Origin of the sequence: Nocardia wallacei (assembly GCF_029869545.1) — a bacterium.
Lineage (GTDB): Bacteria > Actinomycetota > Actinomycetes > Mycobacteriales > Mycobacteriaceae > Nocardia > Nocardia wallacei_A.
Window position 1 is genome coordinate 1 of the sequence record NZ_JARWQD010000306.1, and the last position, 14,997, is coordinate 14,997.

The 14,997-nt window shown below is 68.7% G+C and carries 18 protein-coding genes; 3 read left to right on the forward strand and 15 right to left on the reverse strand.

Annotation, left to right across the window (positions count from 1 at the left end):
* Positions 1-208: 208 nt before the first annotated feature.
* On the forward strand, positions 209-601 hold the full coding sequence (locus QH290_RS26975; RefSeq protein WP_280385976.1) for a hypothetical protein: 393 nt from the start codon (positions 209-211) through the stop codon (positions 599-601).
* Position 602: 1 nt separating this feature from the next.
* On the opposite strand, the gene QH290_RS26980 is transcribed toward QH290_RS26975, so the two are convergent.
* From QH290_RS26980 to QH290_RS27010, 7 genes are all read right to left on the reverse strand, one after another.
* Entirely contained in the window at positions 603-2,105 is a 1,503-nt protein-coding gene (locus tag QH290_RS26980; protein ID WP_280385978.1) for an aldehyde dehydrogenase family protein, read from the reverse strand.
* Positions 2,102-3,730, reverse strand: coding sequence for a GMC family oxidoreductase (locus tag QH290_RS26985; RefSeq protein WP_280385981.1), 1,629 nt, complete (start codon positions 3,728-3,730; stop codon positions 2,102-2,104). The genes QH290_RS26980 and QH290_RS26985 overlap by 4 nt, the downstream gene beginning before the upstream one ends.
* A gap of 91 nt (positions 3,731-3,821) precedes the next feature.
* On the reverse strand, positions 3,822-4,685 hold the full coding sequence (locus QH290_RS26990; protein ID WP_280385983.1) for a PstS family phosphate ABC transporter substrate-binding protein: 864 nt from the start codon (positions 4,683-4,685) through the stop codon (positions 3,822-3,824).
* Positions 4,686-5,531 carry a hypothetical protein gene (locus tag QH290_RS26995; RefSeq protein WP_280385985.1) on the reverse strand — a complete coding sequence of 282 codons (846 nt, stop codon included), beginning with the start codon at positions 5,529-5,531 and terminating at the stop codon, positions 4,686-4,688.
* Positions 5,532-5,654: 123 nt separating this feature from the next.
* Complete coding sequence (locus QH290_RS27000) at positions 5,655-6,818, reverse strand: RNA polymerase sigma factor (RefSeq protein WP_280385987.1); 1,164 nt, start codon at positions 6,816-6,818, stop codon at positions 5,655-5,657.
* Positions 6,815-7,153: a YciI family protein gene (locus QH290_RS27005; RefSeq protein ID WP_280262320.1), complete on the reverse strand. Its 339-nt coding sequence runs from the start codon at positions 7,151-7,153 to the stop codon at positions 6,815-6,817. Before QH290_RS27005 ends, QH290_RS27000 begins: the two co-directional genes overlap by 4 nt.
* A gap of 33 nt (positions 7,154-7,186) precedes the next feature.
* Positions 7,187-7,879: a TetR/AcrR family transcriptional regulator gene (locus tag QH290_RS27010; protein WP_280262322.1), complete on the reverse strand. Its 693-nt coding sequence runs from the start codon at positions 7,877-7,879 to the stop codon at positions 7,187-7,189.
* A gap of 92 nt (positions 7,880-7,971) precedes the next feature.
* On the opposite strand from QH290_RS27010, the gene QH290_RS27015 reads away from it, so the two are divergent.
* Positions 7,972-8,859 (forward strand): oxygenase MpaB family protein, encoded by an 888-nt coding sequence (locus tag QH290_RS27015; RefSeq protein ID WP_280385989.1) that lies wholly within the window; start codon positions 7,972-7,974, stop codon positions 8,857-8,859.
* On the opposite strand, the gene QH290_RS27020 is transcribed toward QH290_RS27015, so the two are convergent.
* Positions 8,860-9,255: a winged helix-turn-helix transcriptional regulator gene (locus tag QH290_RS27020; RefSeq protein WP_280262325.1), complete on the reverse strand. Its 396-nt coding sequence runs from the start codon at positions 9,253-9,255 to the stop codon at positions 8,860-8,862.
* A gap of 159 nt (positions 9,256-9,414) precedes the next feature.
* On the opposite strand from QH290_RS27020, the gene QH290_RS27025 reads away from it, so the two are divergent.
* Positions 9,415-10,143 carry an alpha/beta hydrolase gene (locus QH290_RS27025; protein WP_280262327.1) on the forward strand — a complete coding sequence of 243 codons (729 nt, stop codon included), beginning with the start codon at positions 9,415-9,417 and terminating at the stop codon, positions 10,141-10,143.
* 279 nt (positions 10,144-10,422) lie between these two features.
* Here QH290_RS27025 and QH290_RS27030 read toward each other — a convergent pair whose 3' ends face one another.
* From QH290_RS27030 to QH290_RS27060, 7 genes are all read right to left on the reverse strand, one after another.
* Positions 10,423-11,199, reverse strand: a complete 777-nt coding sequence (locus QH290_RS27030) for an ESX secretion-associated protein EspG (RefSeq protein ID WP_280385991.1) — start codon at positions 11,197-11,199, stop codon at positions 10,423-10,425.
* Between the two features lie 73 nt (positions 11,200-11,272).
* Positions 11,273-12,592, reverse strand: a complete 1,320-nt coding sequence (locus tag QH290_RS27035) for a hypothetical protein (RefSeq protein WP_280385992.1) — start codon at positions 12,590-12,592, stop codon at positions 11,273-11,275.
* A gap of 56 nt (positions 12,593-12,648) precedes the next feature.
* Entirely contained in the window at positions 12,649-13,032 is a 384-nt protein-coding gene (locus QH290_RS27040; RefSeq protein WP_280385994.1) for a hypothetical protein, read from the reverse strand.
* Between the two features lie 27 nt (positions 13,033-13,059).
* Positions 13,060-13,539, reverse strand: a complete 480-nt coding sequence (locus QH290_RS27045) for a DUF3558 domain-containing protein (protein WP_280385996.1) — start codon at positions 13,537-13,539, stop codon at positions 13,060-13,062.
* A gap of 190 nt (positions 13,540-13,729) precedes the next feature.
* Positions 13,730-14,335 (reverse strand): hypothetical protein, encoded by a 606-nt coding sequence (locus QH290_RS27050; protein WP_280385998.1) that lies wholly within the window; start codon positions 14,333-14,335, stop codon positions 13,730-13,732.
* A gap of 7 nt (positions 14,336-14,342) precedes the next feature.
* Positions 14,343-14,561, reverse strand: coding sequence for a hypothetical protein (locus QH290_RS27055; protein WP_280262340.1), 219 nt, complete (start codon positions 14,559-14,561; stop codon positions 14,343-14,345).
* 133 nt (positions 14,562-14,694) lie between these two features.
* Positions 14,695-14,985, reverse strand: a complete 291-nt coding sequence (locus QH290_RS27060) for a hypothetical protein (protein WP_280385999.1) — start codon at positions 14,983-14,985, stop codon at positions 14,695-14,697.
* Positions 14,986-14,997 lie beyond the last annotated feature (12 nt).

Consider the following 14,997-nt stretch of genomic DNA (forward strand, 5'->3'; position numbering starts at 1 on the left):
GGGGGGGGGGGGTTTGGGGGTTTCTTTGCGGGTTTTTTTTTGGGGGGGGGGGGTCCCTTTTTGGCTTTCTTCCTTTTCTTTTATTAACCGGGGGGGGGGGGGGTGGCCCCCGCCGCCCCCCCCCGGGGGGGGGGCCCAGGCCACCCTGCGCGCGCAGGGCGAGGAGCGGGCCCGGCAGCTGGAACGCCTCGACGACCGGGCGCGGCCCATGCTCGAGCGCATCGCCGCGGGCGACGACCTCACCGGCACCGAGCGGCACGAATCCCGTTTGCTGGAGGCCGAACTCCGCGACAGCCTGCGCGCGCCCGCGCTCACCACGGCCGCCCTGGCCGCCGCGACCCGCGGTGCCCGCGGGCGGGGCGTGGAGGTGCTGCTGCTCGACGACGGCGGCCTGTCCGAGGCCGCCGACGGGCTGGTGTCGACCGTCCTCGACACGGCCGCACAGCAATTGGACAAGGCCAACGCCGGATCGATCACCGTGCGCATCCTGCCGCCCGGCCGCCACGTCCTGGCCACCATTCTCGTCGACGGCCCGTCGGAGATGCGCCGCATCGAGATCGACCACGAGGGCATCGCCCACACCCTCGTGGAGCACGGCTAGCTCACTCCCAGTGGCGGCGCCCGTAGAGCATCGTGAGGACCTTGGCGACCTTGGTGTCGGTCTCGGGCGTGCGGTCGAAGGTGGTCAGGGCCATCAGGGGCGCGAAGCGCTGGCGGGCCACGGCGTGGGCGAAGGTGAACTCCCGCAGGCCGTCCGGGCCGTGGATGCGGCCGAAGCCGGAATCGGCGACGCCGCCGAACGGCAGGGACGGGATCTGCGGGAAGTTGAATACCGCGTTCACGCCGACCATTCCGGTGCGCAGCCGGTCGGCCAGCTCCGCGCCCCGGGCCTTCGAGTAGACCGCCGCCGCCAGGCCGTAGCGGCTCGCGTTCGCGCGCTCGATCGCCTCGTCCATATCCGCCACCGGCGCCACCGTCAGTGTGGGACCGAAGGTTTCGTCGGTGACCGCGGCGGCGTCCTCGGGCACGTCCACCAGCACCGTGGGCTGCACGACCTGTCCGGAGATCTCCTCGGCGCCGCCGGTGAGCGCGCGGCCGCCCCGGGCGATCGCGTCCTGCATGTGACGGCGGATGACCTCCACCTGTTTCGGCATCGTGATCGGGCCGATCCGGGCGCCCGGGTCGGCACCGGCACGTACCGATTTCGCCTGTGCCACCAGCTTTTCCAGGAACTCGTCGTAGACCTGACGGTGCACGTAGACGCGCTCGGTGCCGATGCAGGACTGCCCGGCATTGGCCATGCCCGCCCACAGCGCGGCGCCCGCCGCGGCCTCCAGATCGGCGTCCCGGTCGACGATCAGCACGTCCTTGCCGCCGCATTCGGCGACCATCGGCGTGAGCGATTCGGCGCAGACGGCCATCACCCGCTTGGCGGTGTCGGTGGATCCGGTGAAGGCGATCTTGTCGACACCGGCCCGGCACAGCGCCGCGCCGGTACTGCCGTCGCCGGTGAGTAGTTGCAGCACAGGCTGTTCCGGCACGACCTCGGCGAACATATCCACCAGCCAGGCGCCGACGCCGGGGCTGAACTCACTCGGCTTGAACACCACGGCATTCCCGGCGGCGAGGGCGTAGACGATCGATCCCAGCGGGGTGAACACCGGGTAGTTCCACGGGCCGATCACCCCGATCACGCCCAGCGGCTTGTACTCGACCGAGGCGGCGTGATTGAAGGTCAGCAGCCCGACGCGAGTGCGCCTGCGGCCCAGCACCTTCCGGGCGTTCTTCCCCGCCCAGGCGAGGTGCCCGAGGCTCAGCCCGACCTCGAGGGCGCCGTCGGAGGGCGGCTTGCCGGTCTCGTCGTGGATGATGGCGGCCAGCTGGTTCGCCCGGCGCGCCAGCACACCGGCGAAGCGGGCCAGGCGTTCCGCGCGGGCGGCGTGGCCGAGCCCGGACCACCACTCGAAGGCCGTCCGCGCGCGCTCGACGGCGGCCGCGGCGTCCGCCTCGGTCTGCACGGGGTAGGTGCCGACGAGGTCGCCGGTGCCCGGGTTGCGCACCTCGAACAGGGCTCGGGCCGTGGCGGTTTCGCTGGTGGTGGTCATCGGCTGGTCTCCTTCGCCGCGGGGACGGCCGCCGACCGGTCGCGGCCGCGGATCAGATCGGCGGCCTTCTCGCCGACCATGACGGTGGGGGCGTTGGTATTGCCGCGCGGGATGCGCGGCATGATCGAGGCGTCGACCACCCGCAGATTCTCCAGGCCGTGCACGCGCAACTGCGGGTCCACCACCGCCATGTCGTCGGTGCCCAGCGCGCAGGTGCCGACGGGGTGGAACAGCGTCTGCGACCAGCGCTCGATGTGGGCGCGCAGGTCGTCCTCGCCGAGGGTGTCGGCGGAGTCCGGAAGATACGGCCGATCGAGGTATTTCGACAGGGGCGGCTGGTCGGCGATCTCGAGCAGCTGCCGGAGCCCGGCCAGCTGCACCTCCATATCGCGCGGGTCGGAGAAGTACGCCGGATCCAGTTCCGGTTTCCACCGCGGATCGGCCGAGCGCAGCCGCAGGCGGCCGCGGCTGTGCACCTCGACCAGAGTGGGTCCGGCGGTGAACATCGGGGCCGTGGTCTCGTGGAATCCGTTGTCGTAGAACGCCGTCGGGGCGACGTGGTACTGCATGTCGGGTGCGGGGATATCGGCGCGGGTGCGGGTGAAGCCGCCGCCCTCGCCGATATTCGACGTCAGCGGACCGCGCCCGAACGCCTGCCACTGGCCCAGCCGCAGCGGCGTCTCGTACTGACCGAGGTCGGTCGTGCCGCGGGTGCGCCACAGCAGCGGGGTGACCGGATGGTCGTGCAGGTTCTCCCCCACTCCCGGCAGGTCGGCGACCACGTCGATGCCGAACTCGCGCAGGTGCGCGGCCGGACCGACACCCGAAAGCAGCAGCAGCTGAGGGGAATTGACCGCACCGCCGCACAGCAGCACCTCGGCGTCGGCGAACACGGTGTGCTCGCGGCCGTCACGCAGGTAGGTGACGCCGATCGCGCGGGTGCCGTCGAACACCACCCGGGTGGCGAGCGCCTCGGTGCGCACCGTGAGGTTGGGGCGCTGTAGCGCCGGGCGCAGATAGGCGTCCGCCGTCGACCAGCGACGGCCGTGGCGGTGGGTCACCTGGTAGTTGCCGACGCCGTCCTGGGTCGCGCCGTTGAAGTCGTCGGTGCGGGGCAGGCCCGCCGCGGCGGCGGCCTCGATCCAGGCGTACGTGAGTTCGTGGGTGTAGCGGCGGTTTTCGACGTGCAGGGGACCGTCGGTGCCGTGGTAGGACGAGCGCAGGCCCGTATTGGTCTCGGATTTCACGAAATACGGCAGCACCTCGTCGAAACTCCAGCCGACCGCGCCGAAGTCGCGCCGCCAGCCGTCGTAGTCGGCCGGATTGCCGCGGATGTAGATCATCGCGTTCATCGACGAGCAGCCGCCGAGGCCCTTCATCCGGGGCCAGTAGGACCGCCTGCCGCCCAGATACTTCTGCGGCGCCGTCTCGTACCGCCAGTCCCAGCGGGTGCGCAACAGGGTGCCCCACGCCGCCGGAATGTGGATCGCGTCCGCGTCGTCGACCGGCCCCGCCTCCAGCACCAGCACCGAGACCGACGGGTCCTCGGTAAGCCGGTGGGCCAGCACGCATCCCGCGCTCCCGGCTCCCACCACGACGTAATCGAACGACTCCCGGCCGGACATCGCGACCTCCCATGCTGACGGCGAATGCACCCCATTGTCACGCGACAGGCCGGGGGAATAGTTCGATTCGCCGGAGTAGGTGGATTCCCGATCATCGGGCGGGCTGGCAGAGGACCGGATTGGGGAGGGCGGAGCACGGGAGGTTGCGGTGGGAGCGGATGATGTCGGCGCCGAGTTGGTCGGTGAGGAAGCGCAGGAATCCGGCGGCCAGCGAATCGGCGGCGGGATCTTTGAACGTGTAGGCGAATTCGGTCTGCCAGAACGGATACCCCTGGTGCACCGCGATATCGGTGGACGCACGGAAGTTGTCGATGCTGACCGCCGTCACGCCGGGGTGCGCCGTCGCCAGGCCGAGTTCGGCGTATCCGACTGCGCCGTCGACCTTTTCGACTTCGTCGAGCAGATCCTCGGTGGCGGCGCGCACGCAGAACGTGGTGCCCGTATCACCCGGACGGTCCGGATTCCGGCAGTCACGCGAATTCTCCTGCTGCTGCCGGGCCTCCGGCAGGAAACGCTCCTCGAACGTGGCCCGGCTCCCGGAGTCGGAATTGCGGCCGACGAGATGCACCGGCAGATCGTGCCCGCCGATCTGGCTCCAGTTGGCGATCTTCCCGGTGAACAGGTCCCGAATCTGGTCGGAGGCCAGATTGGCGACACCGGTCCTGTCGTTGACCACGACGGCGAACAGGGCCAGGGCGATGGGCCGCGCCACCAGCTGCGGAAGTCCGCGCGAGAGCTTGTCGCCGTCGGCCAGCGCCAGCATGCCCGAAACCGGCCGCTCGCCGTTGTCCATACCCGCGCGGTTCAAATCCTGCAGCCCCTGCTGCGTACTGGCGGCGGCGATCGCGATATGGGATCCGGGGCAACGCCTCATGTACGAGGCCGCCGCATCGGAGACCACCGGGCCGAAGGCGGTGGACCCGACCACCGTGAGATTGCCTGTCTCGCAATCCAATCAGGTGGTGGTCTGGTTGATCAGCACGAGGAACTGACCGATCACCAGCACCACCAGGGCCGCGATCATGATCATCAGGGTGCGCGAGGGGCCGGTGCCACCGCGGGTCTGGCGCACGGTGCCGCGCAGCAGCGCCCCCGTCAGTTCGGGTGGGTAGTAGGGCCCGACCTCGCCGCGCGCGGCCCGGAGGCTGTCGTACCACCGGCCGATGCCCGGCACCCAGCGCAACCACCGCGGGACCGACGCGGCGCGGCGGACATAGGGCCAGTCGCTGGCACCGGCGCGCGCCAGCACGGCCAGCACCTTGTAGTGATCCCCGCGCCGCATCTTGACCTTCGGCAGGTCGATGATCCCGACGGTGCCGCTCTGCTCGGACGCCACGCCCGGCCCGAGGCCCTCCTCCGGTTTCAGGCTGTCCTTCACGCTCGCGGAACTGACCTCGGTGATCGCCATGCCGACCACCCGCCTGCCCGGAAAGCGAAGGTGCAGACCGGCTTTCTGCCCTTCGGGGGCGGCGTAGTCGCCGATGTCTATCGAGGTGATGCCGCCGTTCTCGATGCGCATCAACACGATCGACATGTCCTCGAGCTCGAGGCGCGGGCCCTCCGGCTCCTGCGGAACCGGCTGGGAGAGCACCTTCAGGTGCGGAAACGCCTGATCCAGCGGGGTCGAGGCGGAGTTGGTGCCCGACTCGTCCCGCACGGCGGGCGCCTCACCGGTCACGGGGGTGTCCATCTGCGTCCGGAAGCCGATGCTCTTGCGGCCGATGATGGCGAACTGCCAGACGAACGTCATGACCGCCACGACGGCCGCGACGATGTTGACAGAGTTGATCAGAGTGTTCACCCGCACGCCCCCGGCCGCATTGTCGAACCTAGGCGACAATCTTGCGTCGCCGCACGGCCGACGGGAAGGCAGTTCAGCAGCTGTTCACTTGCCGGGCAACGATTTCGGGCGCCCCGAAGCCCGTCACCGCTGCTCCAACTCGGCGATTCGCCTACGCACCCAGCGTCTTTCCGGTTCGGTCGCGAGGAGTTCGAGGGCCCGCCGGTACGCGGCCACGGCCTCGTCGGCGCGATCGAGCCTGCGTAGCAGTTCGGCGCGCGTGGAATGCAGATACGGGTAGGTGTCGAGGTCCAGCCCGTCGGTGAGGAGCAGCGCGGCCCGCGGTGCGCCCGCCTGCGCCACGGCGACCGCGCGGTTGAGTTCCACCACCGGTGAACCCGTCAGCCGGGCCAGCTCGAGATAGAGGGCCGCCACCTGCGGCCAGTCGATCTCGGGATCGGTCTGCAGGACGGCGATCGCGGCCTGCACGACGTACGGCCCGCGCGCCCGCGCGATCGCCCGTTCCAGCAGGACACGGCTTTCGGCGATCAGCGCGCCGTCCCAGCGGGCGCGGTCCTGCCGATCGAGCGGAACGATCTCACCCTCGCTGCGGCGGGCGGCGTGCCGGGCGTGATGGCACAGCATGAGCGCCAGCAATCCGAGGACCTCGGGCTCGTCGGGCATCAGCGCGGCGAGCATCCGGCCCAGCCGCACGGCCTCCTCGGCGAGGTCGTCCCGCCCGCCGTAGCCCTCGTTGAAGATCAGGTACAGCACCTTCAGCACCGCGCCGACCCGCTCGGGCAGCACGTGGTCCGGCGGCATCCGGAACGGAATCCCCGCCACCTTGATCTTGGCTTTCGCCCTGCTCAGACGCCGTTTCATGGTGCCGGGCGGCACCAGGAACGCCTGCGCGATCTCCTCGGTGGACAGCCCGCCCAGCGCCCGCAGGGTCAGCGCGACCTGGGCCTCGACGGCCAGCGCCGGATGGCAGCACAGGAAGATCAGCTCGAGGCGTTCGTCCGGAATCGCGGTCTGCGCCATATCGACCTCCTCGGCCTCGGGCGCGGCGAGCAGCGGCGCCTTCTCCGCGAAGGCCCGGTCCCGGCGCAGCCGGTCGATCGCGCGACGGCGAGCCGTCGTGGTCAGCCACGCGCCCGGATTGTCCGGCGCGCCGTCGACCGGCCATTTCTCCGCGGCGATCGCGAAGGCCTCCTGGGTGGCCTCCTCGGCGAGATCCACATCGCCGAGGAAACCCGTCAGCGAGGCCAGCACCCGGCCCCACTCGGCCCGGAAGACCTCGTCGATCACGTCTTCACGATGGGCCGGATCTCCACCGAACCGCCGAGCCGGGCGGCGGGAACCTTCGCGGCGATCTCGATCGCGGCATCCAGATCATCGGCCTCGAGCAGGTAGTACCCGCCGAACACCTCCTTGGTGTCGGCGAACGGCCCGTCGGTGACCAGCGCATCCCCGTCCTGCACCCGCACCGTCGAGGCGGTGTGCGCCGGGGCGAGATGGGCCCCGCCGACCACCCGCGGATCCGACCTGAGCGCAAGGTATTCCGCGGAAATCGCCTCCTGCTCCGCGGGATCGAGCGCGTCGAACACCCCGGGCAATTCGTTGATCAGCAACGCGTACTGCATGACTTCTCCTTCGGGCTCGAACTTTCCTGTCACCTACTCGACGGACAGGGACGGGCCGCGGGGACACCCGATCGGAGATTGATCCGCCGGGAGTTTCCGGGCCGCGCCCAGCGCACCCAGGAACAGCTCCACGTTGTCGCGGACGAATTCATCGCGTGGGTAGGCGCCAGGGGCGTGGATCCATGCGGTGATCGTTTCGCCGAAGCCCGCGACGAGGAAGCGGGCGGTCAGCTCGACGGTGCGGTCGCCGGGGGCGTTGTCCCCCAACTGGTCTCGCAGGACCGCGGCGAAGGCGGCGACGTAGTCCTCGGAGCGGGCCAATCGGCGGCGGGCCACTCCCGGATGGGCATATGCCTTGGTGGACAGGAACTTTCCCTTCGCCGGATCGGCGAGGAAGTAGTCCACGATCGCCTCGACCACGGCCGTCATGCAGGCGCGGCGGCCGGGATCGGCCTGCTGTACCGCGCGACCCAGGGCGCGCGCCAGCTCTCCGGAGGCGAGATCGAAAGCGGCGCCGGTCAATTCGTCGAGATCGGCGTAGCTTTCGTAGACGAAACGGGTGGACAGGCCCGCCTGCGCGGCGACCCGACGCACCGTCAGCCCGCCCGCGCCCTCGCGGGCCAGTACCGCGATGACCGCCTCGAGCAACTGCTCGCGCCGGTGTTCCTGGCGCTGCGCGGCCGGTACCCCGCCGTAGCGCCGCTTGGCCTGCGTGGCTTCAGCCATGTGTGGTCGTCGTCACCTCCGCCCATGTTGACACATCTGATTCCCGAATTCTACCTTTGAGAAACAAACGTTTCCTCAATGTGGAGGTCGACATGACCAGCGCCGCCCCGGACGTCGAGCGGTGCGCCGAGCCGCTGCGCGGGCTGGCTCCGGACGCACCGGCGGCCCGTTACGCCGCGGACTGGCGGTTGCTGCTGTTCGCTCCCGCCGCCCTGCTGCTGCAGGTGGCGCACCCGGTGATCGGGTCGGGTGTGGCGCAGCATTCGATCTACCGCGCGGACCCGGTGCGGCGGTTCGACCGGTCCTATTGGGCGACACTGGCTTTGGCGTTCTACGGCGACGAGACCGCCGAGTACGGCCGCGATATCCGGGCGCTGCACAAGCCGATCGGCGGCACGGACCACGCGGGCCGCAGGTACCACGCCTGGGATCCCGAGGCCTACTTCTGGGTGCTGGCCACCGGCTACTGGGCGTCGACGCTGATCGCCGACCGCATCGAGGACGGGCTGAGCCGCGCCGAGCGGGCGGAGCTGTACGCGGGCTGGCGGCAGATGAGCCTGCTGGCCGGGCTGCGCGAGCGCGACGCCCCCGCCGATCTGGACGCCTTCGAAGCCTTCTTCGACCGGGTCCTCGCGCAGCGGCTCGAGCGGCATCCATCGGTGCAGGACGTCTACGATGTCATGCGCCGCCCACCCGCGCCCGCGCGAGTACCGAACCTGGTGTGGAAGCCGGTGATGTGGGGAGTCGTCGGCCCGTTCGCGGCCTGGGTCAACACCGGCGTGCTGCCTCCGGAGATCCGAGACCTGTTCGGCCGCACCTGGACTCACCGCGACGAACGCCTGCTGCGGGTGTTCTTCCGGACGGTCCGCGTGGTCGACCGAGTACTGCCCGCCCCCATCCGCGGCATCACCCGGACCGTCGCGGTGCGGCGACAGCACGGCATCAAGTCGACGGTCCGGGCCGCGGCCGATGCGGCGTGACTACTTCGACCGGGTGGATTGAGCGTCGGTGCGGGCGTCGTATTCCGCGCGGGCGGCGTCGATGTGGGTCAGGTGGGCGATGCTCCACACCAGCAGGGGCGCGGTGGCTTCGCGCAGAGTCCTGCCCATCGGGGTGAGTTCGTAGCTGACGTGGGGCGGCATGACGTTGTGGACGGTGCGGGTCAGGATTCCGTCGCGTTCCAGGTCGCGCAGTGTGACGGTGAGCATGCGCTGGCTGATCCCGTCGATGTCGCGTTTGAGTTCGGTGAAGCGGCGGGGACCGTGTCGGAGATTGCGCACGATCAGCAGCGCCCATTTGTCCCCGACGATGTCCAGCACTACCCGGGTCCGGCACGCATCGTCCTGCCGCGCAGGCTCCCTGTCCGTCGTGGTCATGGTTACCTCCAAGGAACCGGGGCACCGAAATGTGCCTTATTGCCTAGGGCATATCGAGCGATCACCATTGATTACGGTTCTTAAACGATACCGGGTTACGAACGGTAACCGCCGTTGTGTCGCGCGTGACTCGCTTGAACAGAAAGACCATCACAGCCCATGTCAACATTTCTGCTGGTCCACGGCGCTTGGCACAGTGGACGGTGCTGGGAGCGCGTGGTGCCGCTGCTGGAGGCGGCCGGACACCGAGTGCTCACACCGTCGCTGACCGGCTACGGCGACAAAGCGCATCTACTCGGTCCCGAGGTCGGGCTCGACACGCACGTCGACGACATCGTCACGCTTATCGCCGATCAGGATCTCACCGAGCTGATCCTGGTCGGGCACAGCTACGCGGGACTGGTCGTGTCCGCCGTGGCCAACCAGGTTCCGGACCGGATCGCGCATATGGTCTATCTCGACGCGATGGTCCCGCAGGACGGTGAGACCGCACTCGACATCCAGCCCGTCACCCGGGATCTGATCGACCTCGCCACTCGGTCCGGCAGCGGCTGGAGAGTGCCGCCGCTGCCCGAGATGCCACCACCCTTCGGCCTGTTCGGGGTCACCGATCCGGCGGACATCGCCTGGCTGCGTGAGATGCTCTCGGATCAACCGGTGCGCTGCCTGCAGCAGCCGGTACGCCTGGACAACCCAGCCGCGAACGCCGTTCCGCGCACGCATATCCACTGCGTCGGCGCGAGTCCGGCAGGAATCACCCGTCGGCCCGTTCCGGCGGTGCAACCCAACGGTTCTCCCGCACAGGTGTGGGAGTTGCAGACCGGCCACGACTGCATGATCACCATGCCCGTCGAGCTCAGTGAACTACTGCTGAAACTCGCCGTGTAGCGCCACCCGCGACCTCACACGTGGTGGGGTGATTGCACAGTGGCCGACCGAGACAACCGGCGCACTGAAATCGACATGAGCGCGCACACGGTCGGGAAGCTTTGGCGGGAATCTCACTATGCCGTTCCCGGCAAATACGGGGCGCCCGGATCCCTCGTTCCCGGCAAATACGCGGCGCCCGTTCCTCTTTCATTCCCGACACGCTTTTGGTCGGGATCCCGAGAGAAGCGGGCACTGCATGCGTGTCGGGGGAGAAGGCGTTGGGTGGCTTGCTCGGGCTCAGGGGCGGGGGTGGATGCCCGTGCGGGCCTCGGTGGTGGTGCGGGAGAGCATTTGGCGCACTTGGGCTGTCATGCGGGTGGAGTCGGTGGGCTTGATGGTGATGGTGCGGTCGCCGAAGCTGGCGTAGCGGCCGTCGTCGGCGAAATCGAGGATCTGGAAGTCCTTGCGGCCGTCGATATGTCGGTTGTCGGCGCTGCCCCACGGGTAGACGGCGATGTGGAACGACGCGGTGGTCGGACGGTTGAAGAAGCGGGCGAGCTGCTCCTTCGGCCCGATGGCCCAGGGATCGCGGACGTGCCCGGCGGGGCGCTCCAGGTCCTCCACGGGGATGGACAGCGATCGTCCTTGTCCCGCAGCGCATTCGGGTAGCTCCGCGATCAGGGCGGAGGCGAGGCGGTCGGCGGGCAGCAGCGACAGGCGGACCTCGCCGCCGACCGTCTCGTGCGGCCCCGGCGCCTGCACGAGGAGCACGCCGTGCTGGTCGTGCACCGCGCCGTGCATCCGGATCCGGTGCTCGCGCCGACGGCCCCGGAATCCGGCGACCTCGACGCGCGCCTCGGGGGCGAGCAGTATCGCGACCGCATGGGCGAGATCCTCGTCCAACTGCGGCAATACTGTGCGCGCGACGCGCTGCCGGGTGCGGTTCACCTCCTCCAGGGTCGGCTCGTCGAGGAACCGATGCGCCAGCGGGTACGGCAGCACATCCCGGCCCGTCGAATCCCACAGCACCCGGAATTCGACCGCCTCGAAGCGCCACCGTCTGTCACTGCTCATCGCCGAACCCCCGCTCCGGCCTCCGAACACGGTGCGGCACACGGGATCTCTCGGCTCGGCAGCACGGACTTCGTCATTCGCCGAGGACCGGGGGCACGGTCTTCGGCAGGTCCGGGATGCCGGTCAGCTCGTCGCCGTGCTCCTGCGTGATCAGGTAGTCCGGCGTGGTCTTGGTGCGTTCCTCGTCCTTGTCGCCCTGACCGCGGCCCGCGGCGCCCGGCGCCATGCCCGGCATGCCGCTGGCCCCCGCACGGCCCGCCGATGCCGCGGCCCGCCCGGCACCGCCCGCCGCCCCCGGTTGAGCCGCGAGGGGCACGCTGGTGCCGACACCGCCCTGCCCGCCGGGACCCGCCGTGCCGCCGCCCAGGCCGCCACCACCGCCACCGGCACCACCACCGACGCCACCTCCGCCGCCGAGACCGCGCGACCCGGACCCACCCGAGGACTGCGAGGCGTTCGGGTCCACGCCCGACGACGTGGTCGCGGAGGAGGGATCGGTGCGGGTCGAGTCGCCGGAGTTCTCCGAGCCGGTCGACCGGCCCGTGTCGCCCGAATTCGACTGCGAGCCCTGCGCATTCGGGTCCTGGGTACCGGCGTCCTGCTGGGTCGGATCGGTGGTCGCTCCGGTGCCGTCGGTGCCACCGGTGCCGCCGGACTGGGTCGGCCCACCGGTGTTGCCGCCCGGCGTCACCGGCGGCTGGTCGCCGCCGGGCGGTACGGGCTTCTGCTCGTTCGGCTTCGGGATGACCGGGACATTGGTGTCGCTCTCGTGGACGACCGGGGCGTAGACGGTCGAGAGCACGCGCTTGGCCTCGCTGTAGGCATTGGCGTACGCCGAGTCGTCGTTCTTCCAGCCCCGCCCGGCCACGAAATGCCGGAAATTGCTGACGCCCGACCGATGCTCGGGCACATGGGGCACAAGGTCTTTCGTCGGTTCCAGGCCCGTCCGCAGTTCGGACAGCTTGTTGCCGGTGAGCGTGGCGGCCCGGGATACCTGGGATGCCTGCGTGGTGTAGTCGGTGACCATCTTCGCCGCCGCATTACGCGCTTCGCCACGCCAGATGTCCTCGCTGGTGGCCTTGGTCCAGCTCTGCCGGAATGTTTCCAGCGAGGTCGTGTCCTTTACTCCTAGCTGGCGCCACGCCTCGATGAGGTCACCGACTGCGTTCAGATCGATCTTGTCGACCTTTCCGCGCAGTGTTGCCAGGTCGTGCTGTTCGAAATTGTCGGTGCTGTTCACCGATCGGGGCCGGAATGCGCCCTCGAAACCGATTTGCGAGGCGGCGCCGCGGACGCTGTCGCGCTGACGGTTGTACCGGTCCTGCACGTCAGCTGGGCTGGTGGCGTCGGGGATGTTTTCACCTGCGATCCAGCTCGTCAGGGTTCGCCCCATTGCGGCTGGAATTTGAGACATATCGGGGATTCCGAAATTTGGATAGGTCACGATCACTACCCGCCTGTCGAGTCAGTGTTGTTGATGGCACCAGCGTTCTCGACGTCTTGGCCGGTCAGCCGCTTGATGGAGAGAACCATGACCTCACGCATATTTCTGACGGTCTCGGCATGCTCTCTGATCACAGCATCAATCGAATTAGGTTCGCCGGTGGCCTGTTTAAGAAAGCCAGCTTCCAAGGCACGACCCATGTCGAAGTCGCCGAATCCGCTGACGCGTTTGGTCACCTCTATCAACGTCAACATGCTCTGCAGATCAGCCAGACGTTGGTCGCAAGCCGCGAGGCACTCACGAGCAACGGTCTCGTCGTCCAAGTACAGCTCACCTGCACGCGCCTGCTCTGTCAGCTGCTGCCACTTGACAGGCTCATCAGCGCTCATACCGTACTCACCCCTCCCGTGTCGTGTTCACTTCGGCAACAGCGGAACCAGTTGCTCACCAACCTGATGCAGAGATTGGCAAGGATCTCCGGGATTATCCAGCGCCAAGCTACTTATGACTGTGAGTTCGATCGCGCCTTGAGCGGCGGGAAACACGACGTCGCAGGTTATATCTTTTGTCCCGCCTTCAACGCGAAACTGACGCCCCGAGCGTCCCGCGATCACAGCATCCTGCTGTTCGACATTTCCAGCCTTGCTCTCGATTTCCTGTGCGGTTCGCTTCCCCGAGAGCACGGTGAGGCTATATGCCTTCCCTCGCCAGTTGCAGATCTCCCACCCGCTCTGATGGACACCCCCGGCCCCGATCTCCTTGGTCTTCGGGTCCACCCCAGCCCGCACGAGCGCATCATCCGGAATCTGCGTGCACGGGTCCCACAGCTTCGCCTCGGCAGTGGTGGTCGAGGAGCCGGACGGGCCGTTCCCGCCCCCGTCGGTACAGGCTGCCATTGCCGGGACCATGGCCGCCAGGAGAAGTATCGCGAGTCGGCGCGCCACTGTCCGCCCCCTTCAGCTAGATCTTGCCCCTCTGGACCGCTCGACCTTACCAAACCGGGATGTCGGGCGCGGATCCACGCGGAGGATGAACCGGGTGCCGGTGCGGTACAGCGCGACGCCGGTTCCGTCCGGTCCGGACAGGTCAGATCCAGCGCGATCCCGGCTCCGGCCGCCCCAGTTCCGCCCAGAGCACGGTGCGCCCGCCCGTTCGGTACTGCCCGCTGCGGGCGCTCATCCGCTCCACGCGCTCGTTGATCAGATTCCCGGAGGCGGCGACGGCGGCGGAATTCTCGACGGAATCGTGCAGTTCGACGATCAATCTACCCGCGGATATCGCACGCAGTCGAATACTCATTCGGGTCGGGTAGCCGAGATCGCATTCCTCGATGGCGGCGACGAAGGAATTCGCCATTTCCCGGACCGCGCGTTCGGCATCGACCAGCACGTCACCCCACTGCCATTTGAACAGGGTGTTCCGCACGAACATGGCGGCCACCGGAACCGCGCTCCGCTGCGCCGACAGATCGAGCCGATCGGCGCCCGCGCCGGGCAGCGTCCCCGGCGGCGGCAGCCCGCGAGCACTCCCCGCCCGTGTCGCGATATGTGCCGCCACCTTCGTGAGTTGCCCTGCGAGCACGGCGATCTCACGCGCGCTGAGCCCCCACGTCGCCGCGTCGAGCGCCGAGCACTCGCAGGCGCTCACTCGACGAATGTCGTTGAGCAGATCGTCGTTCCGCGCCCCGTCCATGGGCATGTCACTCCATTGTCCTTCGCGCCCACCGCAATCGGGGATACAGCGTCCACACGTCGACCGACTGCCGGATCGCATCCATCCACCCGCCGAGATGCAGCGACGACGGCACCACGACCACTCCCGTCGCGGGCACGTCCAGCGAGGAGACGAGCAGTGGAAACCACGCATCGGAGGGCTCCACGAACACGGCACGCAAATCCCACCGCTGTGCCACTGCCAACGCCCGAATGTCATCGACATACCTATTCGTCGCAGACTGCGCAATATCAAGGCGCACAATGCCATAGGATCGCGGATTCACGACATCGCCTCGACGGTCCTCGCGGTCCGCTGCCGCGGACGGCCCGCCACCGTCAGCTCCCGATGTGGGGAGCATCGGCGGGAATCATCCGGTTCGCCTGCACCAGAACGTATTTGGCGTGTCGGAGCGCGGGACAGCCGGTAGCCGCGCACTCCTTGTGAACCTGCCACACCGCATGGGCTTCCGCGACGGTCCAGGTCCGCCCCGGCGGCGGCGCGTTGTGCGCCATGAGTACCGGATGCGCTTGATCGGGCAACATTTCGTCAGACACGCGAATAATGTTGCCCAGGTCACAATCGAGGAGGAAGGTAAGTAGCACGCAGGCTTCAGCAATCGACAGCAACGGGCAGGCAGG

Excerpts from the sequence above, each read along its gene's own strand:
- QH290_RS26975 (WP_280385976.1), top strand. The coding sequence starts at position 209 with ATGCTCGAGCGCATCGCCGCGGGCGACGACCTCACCGGCACCGAGCGG.
- QH290_RS26980 (WP_280385978.1), bottom strand. The coding sequence starts at position 2,105 with ATGACCACCACCAGCGAAACCGCCACGGCCCGAGCCCTGTTCGAGGTG.
- QH290_RS26985 (WP_280385981.1), bottom strand. The coding sequence starts at position 3,730 with ATGTCCGGCCGGGAGTCGTTCGATTACGTCGTGGTGGGAGCCGGGAGC.
- QH290_RS27005 (WP_280262320.1), bottom strand. The coding sequence starts at position 7,153 with ATGCAGTACGCGTTGCTGATCAACGAATTGCCCGGGGTGTTCGACGCG.
- QH290_RS27010 (WP_280262322.1), bottom strand. The coding sequence starts at position 7,879 with ATGGCTGAAGCCACGCAGGCCAAGCGGCGCTACGGCGGGGTACCGGCC.
- QH290_RS27015 (WP_280385989.1), top strand. The coding sequence starts at position 7,972 with ATGACCAGCGCCGCCCCGGACGTCGAGCGGTGCGCCGAGCCGCTGCGC.
- QH290_RS27020 (WP_280262325.1), bottom strand. The coding sequence starts at position 9,255 with ATGACCACGACGGACAGGGAGCCTGCGCGGCAGGACGATGCGTGCCGG.
- QH290_RS27025 (WP_280262327.1), top strand. The coding sequence starts at position 9,415 with ATGTCAACATTTCTGCTGGTCCACGGCGCTTGGCACAGTGGACGGTGC.
- QH290_RS27030 (WP_280385991.1), bottom strand. The coding sequence starts at position 11,199 with ATGAGCAGTGACAGACGGTGGCGCTTCGAGGCGGTCGAATTCCGGGTG.
- QH290_RS27035 (WP_280385992.1), bottom strand. The coding sequence starts at position 12,592 with ATGGGGCGAACCCTGACGAGCTGGATCGCAGGTGAAAACATCCCCGAC.
- QH290_RS27040 (WP_280385994.1), bottom strand. The coding sequence starts at position 13,032 with ATGAGCGCTGATGAGCCTGTCAAGTGGCAGCAGCTGACAGAGCAGGCG.
- QH290_RS27045 (WP_280385996.1), bottom strand. The coding sequence starts at position 13,539 with ATGGCAGCCTGTACCGACGGGGGCGGGAACGGCCCGTCCGGCTCCTCG.
- QH290_RS27050 (WP_280385998.1), bottom strand. The coding sequence starts at position 14,335 with ATGGACGGGGCGCGGAACGACGATCTGCTCAACGACATTCGTCGAGTG.